Source organism: Flavobacterium sp. (genome assembly GCF_043773265.1).
Lineage (GTDB): Bacteria > Bacteroidota > Bacteroidia > Flavobacteriales > Flavobacteriaceae > Flavobacterium.
Genome location: NZ_JAYVFH010000253.1, coordinates 1 through 6,221 on the forward strand (window position 1 = coordinate 1; position 6,221 = coordinate 6,221).

Consider the following 6,221-nt stretch of genomic DNA (forward strand, 5'->3'; position numbering starts at 1 on the left):
GAAATATGGAATGCATATGTAAATATTGAAACTGGAGGTACAGAACCAGAAGATCATGCTTTTATGGGAAACAATTATGTTAGTATTATTGCTGTAGCACTTCAAGAATATGCAACAGGTGTTACTGTTCCAGAAGGTGTTGAACCTGAACAAATGTATAAAGATTTAGCTTGGGCTGGAATATGGAGAATGGATAGCGGTACAATTTTTGACAATTTAATTAATGGAACAGATAAAGCGAGAATTTTAAATCGGAAAAATACAGAAATGCAAAGAAATACAACTTTTGGAATGACACCATCTTCAAATAATCCTTGTTTACCTTAAACCACTTATTATGAAAATAAAGTTATTCACTTTAATTATTGTGCTTTGTGTTTGTTTTTGTAACTGTGTCTTAAAAAAAAATCAATACAAAATTATTGACAAAGTATTAGACTCTGATTCCAGTATAGAGTGTGATTCTACAAATGTAATTTTAGAAACTTCAAAATTCGATAGCGATTTTTTTAAAAATTATGAAAATTATAAATTGAAAGTAATTAATACTAATTTTCATGATCATCATCCATTCATTACTTGGTTAGATAAAAAAAACAAATGGTTGTTAAGTAAGGATGATATTAATTATATGTTGAAAAATAAAAATGGAATTTTAAAACTTGATAAAAATGTTTTAAAAACTACTAAAGTGATTAATTTAGTGAATTTACCTCTGTATAGAGATGATATAGAAAAAAATAAAGATGTAACTAAACAAATTATTAATTGTAATTATTTATATCAATTTAGCAAACCTATCTTTAATAAAAATAAAAACAAAGCTGTTATCATGAAAACCTATTTTAGTCAAAATTACAAAAATTTTTATATTTTTATTAAAGAAAAAGAAGATTGGATTATGGTTGGTAGGTCAAATAATTATTCTGAGTGATTTTAAAAATTATTCTAATTATACCACTTCAAATAATTTTCCAGGCAAAGGACGAATAACACCTTTTAGTTCCATATTCAATAAAATAGATGCTATTTTGAAAATAGGAAAATCACAGTCAAGAGCAATTACATCAAGTAATTGCTTTCCTGTTTTAAGTAGATAATCATATATAATTTGCTCATCGTTTTCTAATGTTACAAAAAGTTGTTTTTGTATTGTTTTAGCGTCGGCTTTATCGTTTATTTCCCAATTTAAAATATATAAAATATCGGCTGCAGAAGTTAATAAATGTGCTCGTTGTGTTTTTATTAAATTATTACAACCTTGACTGTATTTGTCTGATGTTCTACCTGGTGCTGCAAAAACATCTCGATTGTAATCGTTGGCTAAATTTGCTGTTATTAATGAACCTCCTTTTTCGGCACTTTCTATTACAATTGTGGCTTCACTCATTCCGGCAACTATGCGATTTCGTTTTACAAAATTCTCCTTTTCAGGATTAGAATTGCTCCAAAATTCTGTCATAAATCCGCCATTTTCTTCCATTTTCGCAACATACTTTTTATGTACTTTTGGATAAACTTGATTTAGTCCATGTGCAATTACACCTATCGTTTGCAAATTATTGTCCATTGCGGCTTTGTGCGCAACAATATCAACTCCGTAGGCAAAACCAGAAACAATAATTGGGTTTAATGGTGCTAAGTCTTCTATTAGTTTTTTACAAAAATCGGTTCCATAAGATGTAATTTCTCGAGTGCCAACAATACTAATTATTTTTCTGTTATTAAAATCAATCTTTCCAGAAGTAAATAATAAAATTGGTCCATCAATACAGTGTTTTAAACGATTTGGATAATTTTGGTCATTGTAAAAAAGTGTATTTATGTTATTCTCTTTTATATATTTAAGCTCGGTTTCTGCCAATTTAAAAACCGTTTTGTTTTTAAGATTTTTTATTAAAACTTGTCCAATTCCATCAATTGAAGTTAGCTTTGAAGCTTTAGTTTTAAAAATGTCTTCTGCGCTACCACAATGATTTATTAGTTTTTTAGCAACAATGTCGCCAACTCCTTCAATTTTTAGTAGTGCTAATAAGTGTAATAATTCGGTATCGTTCATTGTAAATAATTGGTTTCCAAAAGTAAGAACAAAATTTAAAATTGTTAACAAAGTTTGTTGATAAAATTTTGCAATTAGCATTAAATAATTAAATTTGTCATTATGAAGATGGATCAATATATTTCGCAATTACTTTATCGTTACCAATGTGTAACTGTTCCTGGATTTGGTGCTTTTTTAACAGAAATACAATCGGCTCAGTTACATGAAAATTCGAACTCATTTTACCCACCAAAAAAGTTGGTTTCATTTAATTCGTATTTAAAAAACAACGATGGTTTGTTGGCTAATCATATTTCTCAATCTGAGAAAATATCTTATGAAGTTGCAGTTACTATTATAGAAAATCAAGTAGCAACATGGAAATCAAAGCTACATGATTTTGGAGCAATTGCTTTAAAAAACGTTGGTGAAATTTCATTAAATGCTGAAAACAACTTGGTTTTTGTTCCTTATGAGCAAATAAATTATTTAACTCAATCTTTTGGATTAACCGCTTATGTTTCTCCGGTTATTAAACGTGAAGTTGCTAAACACGTCGAAGAAGTATCACAAGAAAAAGAAACAATTTCTTTAGTTTTAGAAAAAAGTAATTCTAAAAATTACTTAAAATATGTTGCGGTTTTTGTTGTTAGTGCTGGTTTATTAAGTGCTGGTGGATTTTTTGGAGATAGATATTATCAAAACAAAATTCAAGAAGAAACATTAGCTGTGCAAACTAAAGTTCAAAATAAAGTTAATCAAAAAATACAAGAAGCTACTTTCTTTATTAATAATCCTTTGCCAAATGTGACTTTGGCTGTTGATAATAAAAAAAATTATCATGTTGTTGCAGGTGTTTATCAAAAAGAGTTTTATGCCAATAAATTATTTACTGATTTAGAGCAATTGGGTTACAGCCCAAAAAGATTAAGCCCTAACAAGTTTGGAATGTTTCCTGTGCTTTATGAAAGTTACTCAAGTTATACAGAAGCTCAGAATGCTTTATTAAAAGTTCAAAAAGAGCACAATCCTGAAGCTTGGCTGATGATAAAAGAACTATAACAAACAAAATATCCCGATTTATTTCGGGATTTTTTATATACTATATTAAAACTTTTACTTAGAGATGTTCTATTTGGTTTTAATCATTCATTAGAATTGATTTTAAATACAATTTCATTAACGAAATGCCATAAAAAAACCGAGATACAAGTCTCGGTTTTTTTACTATTAAAAGTTTTATTATTTTACAATTAAAAACTCTGATCTTCTGTTTTGTGCATGTTGCTCTTCTGTACAAGCTTCTCCACAAGCTACTTTTAACTCAGATTCTCCATATCCTTTTCCAGAAATTAACGATGCGTCTATTCCTTTTGAGATTATATATTGAACCGTAGATTTTGCTCTTCTATCAGACAAACTCATGTTATATGAATCGCTTCCTCTATTATCGGTATGAGATTTAGACATGATAACCAGTTTTGTGTTGTTTTTCATAACTTGAACTAACTTATCCAATTCAAAAGCTCCTTCTTGTGTGATATTACTTTTATCAAATTCAAAATAAATAGGTTTTAATATAATTTCTGTCGGAGTAATAATTACATCAATTGGTTGTAAAGGCGCGCTAATTTTAGCTTCTGGTCCTTTACTTTTAGATACAGGAAATGAATTACCTTCATAACCATCTTTGGATGCTTGAATAGTGTATTCTTTATCACATTCTACATTAAAACTAACTTCACCTCTAGAGTTAGAAGTTTCTGTAGCAATAATATTTTTCTTGTTGTCTAATATTGAAACTTTAGCATCAGATAATATTTCTCCTGTTTTAGCATTAGTAACTGTAGTAATTAAATTTACAGCACAAATTGGAAGAGCATTAAAAATATCATCATTACCATTTCTATTACTAGAGAAAAATCCTAGATTTTTAGCTTTATTAAATGTAAAACCTAAATCATCTTTTTCGCTATTAATTGGTTTACCCATGTTTACAGCATCTGTACTATTAGATAAATCTATAGCATAGTTGTCATAACCGCCCAATCCTTGTTTTCCGCTTGACGCAAAATATAAAGTATTATTATCATCTGCAATAAATGGAAAACTTTCATTTCCTTCTGAATTAATTTTAGATCCTAAATTTTCTGGCGAACCAAAACTTCCATCACCATTAACTGCAACTTTCCAAATATCAACTCCACCAAGACTTCCAGGCATATTTGATGAAAAATAAAGTGTTTTTCCATCTCTACTTAAACTTGGATTACTTGTAGAATACTCTTTACTGTTAAAAGATAATGGAGTAGCTTTTCCCCAACCATTTCCATCTTTATTAGCTTTATAAAGATTGTTTTTACCCAACTTTAATTTATTTACTTTATCTTTTTCAAATGAATTTTCTCTAAAACTATCACTAGAAAAATACATTGTATTTCCATCTGCAGAAACAGTTACTGGACCATCATGATATTGTGTATTAAGAGAAGAAACTGAAGATGCTTCAGAGAAAGTTCCGCTGTCACCCATGGTTGATTTATAAACGTCTAAAAATGGTTCTTCATTCCAACCATATTTTTTTCTTGCTTCGTTTCTAGCACTTACAAAATATAAATCATTATCATACAAAACAGCACCAAAATCTGATTTATCACTGTTAATTTCTAATGATTTTACTGTATAACCAGGGTTTTTTCCAATTAATTTAGGAACGTAATTTGGATTTTCTTTAAAAGCTTTTGCTCTTTGGTCGCTTGGCGCCATAGCCGCAAACTTTGCCATCTGCTTGTTAGCTTCTTCATACTTAGCATTAGCTTTAAGCATTTGCGCATATCTAAAGTAGGTTTCTGCATCTTGTGGTGTTTCAATTGCTTTTGCATACCATGTTGCAGCATCTGTTGTATTAAACATATTATAATAAGTATCAGCTAGTTGCTTATAAACATAACCATCTCCTTTACCGTTTTCTGCTAATTTTTGATAAGCTTTGGCTGCATCAACATATTCATATCTGCTAAATAATTTATCTGCTACTTTTGTGTCTTTATTTTGTGCAATAAGCGAAATACTTATTAAACCAAAACTTAATGCTATATATAGATTTTTCATTTTTATCTTAATTTTTATGTTAGAAATATCTTGGAGATTGTGATACTTTTTTCGGGAAATTCAAATCGAACAACAATATAACTTCATGAGATGAAGGAGTTGTAATGTTAAGGTCTGATACAATGTGATCATATGCATATCCAATCTTTACGTTTGGTGTTATTGCATAATTAACCATTGCGCCAAAAGAATCTTCTAATCTATAAGTTGCTCCAACTTCAAATTTATCATTAAATAAGAAATTTGTAGATAAATCTAATGATGTAGGTGCGTTTATTGCCGATTTAATCATTGCAAAAGGTTTGAATTTTACATTTTGACTAATGTCAAACACATAACCACCAGTTAAGAAATAATGCAATGTTTCTGTACCAAATTGTCTACCATTATAATCAAGATATTTAGATTTCAACATATTAGGAATTGAAAAAGAAACATAATATTTATTAGTATAATAAAATAATCCTGAACCTAAATTAAAAAAAGTTCTATTAGAATCTGATTGAAATGCAGGATCGCTTGGATCTGGCACATGGCCATTTCCAATTTCACTAAATAAACCAACTTTATGAAATGTTGCTCCAGCTTTTAAACCAAACGCTAATCTATGTTCTCCACCAAGATCTAATGTATAAGAGAAATCTCCATATAAATTATTTTCTTCAACAGGACCAATTTTATCAGTTATTGCAGACAAACCAATACCAACGTTTTTTCCAACAGGACTGTGAATAAAAAATGTTCCGGTTGTAGGTGCATCTTCAATTTCAACCCATTGTTTTCTGTATAATAATCCGCCTGATACACTTTCTTTAGAACCTGCGTATGCTGGATTTACTACACTTAAATTATACATATACTGTGTATAATGTGGATCTTGTTGGGCACTAACATCAATAAATGATACTAAGGCAATCAGCGTTATGAAATATAGTTTTTTCATTTTATAAATATTTATTATTTTACTGTTAATTATTTTATTTCTCTATTAATATACACCCATCCAGATTTGGTTTGTTCGCCATTTCGTTCTATTACAAAGTAATACGTTCCGTCTGGCAATTCATTT

The 6,221-nt window shown here is 29.1% G+C and carries 6 protein-coding genes; 3 read left to right on the plus strand and 3 right to left on the minus strand.

Features of this window, described 5'->3' with window-relative positions; all coding sequences use genetic code 11:
* Together ACH2BO_RS13605 and ACH2BO_RS13610 are read left to right on the plus strand one after the other, a co-directional pair.
* Window positions 1-327: hypothetical protein (locus ACH2BO_RS13605; protein ID WP_395045279.1), on the plus strand; the 327-nt coding region annotated here is incomplete at its 5' end.
* Window positions 328-337: 10 nt separating this feature from the next.
* Window positions 338-934: a hypothetical protein gene (locus ACH2BO_RS13610; RefSeq protein ID WP_395045280.1), complete on the plus strand. Its 597-nt coding sequence runs from the start codon at window positions 338-340 to the stop codon at window positions 932-934.
* Between the two features lie 18 nt (window positions 935-952).
* Here ACH2BO_RS13610 and dprA read toward each other — a convergent pair whose 3' ends face one another.
* Entirely contained in the window at window positions 953-2,059 is a 1,107-nt protein-coding gene (gene dprA / locus ACH2BO_RS13615) for a DNA-processing protein DprA (RefSeq protein ID WP_395045281.1), read from the minus strand.
* Between the two features lie 102 nt (window positions 2,060-2,161).
* Between dprA and ACH2BO_RS13620 the strand changes: the two genes are divergently transcribed.
* Entirely contained in the window at window positions 2,162-3,103 is a 942-nt protein-coding gene (locus tag ACH2BO_RS13620) for an SPOR domain-containing protein (protein WP_395045282.1), read from the plus strand.
* Between the two features lie 180 nt (window positions 3,104-3,283).
* Here the strand turns inward: ACH2BO_RS13620 and ACH2BO_RS13625 are convergent, their stop codons facing one another.
* Entirely contained in the window at window positions 3,284-5,152 is a 1,869-nt protein-coding gene (locus ACH2BO_RS13625) for an OmpA family protein (protein ID WP_395045283.1), read from the minus strand.
* A 19-nt stretch (window positions 5,153-5,171) separates the two neighbouring features.
* Window positions 5,172-6,095, minus strand: a complete 924-nt coding sequence (locus ACH2BO_RS13630) for a type IX secretion system membrane protein PorP/SprF (RefSeq protein ID WP_395045284.1) — start codon at window positions 6,093-6,095, stop codon at window positions 5,172-5,174.
* Window positions 6,096-6,221 lie beyond the last annotated feature (126 nt).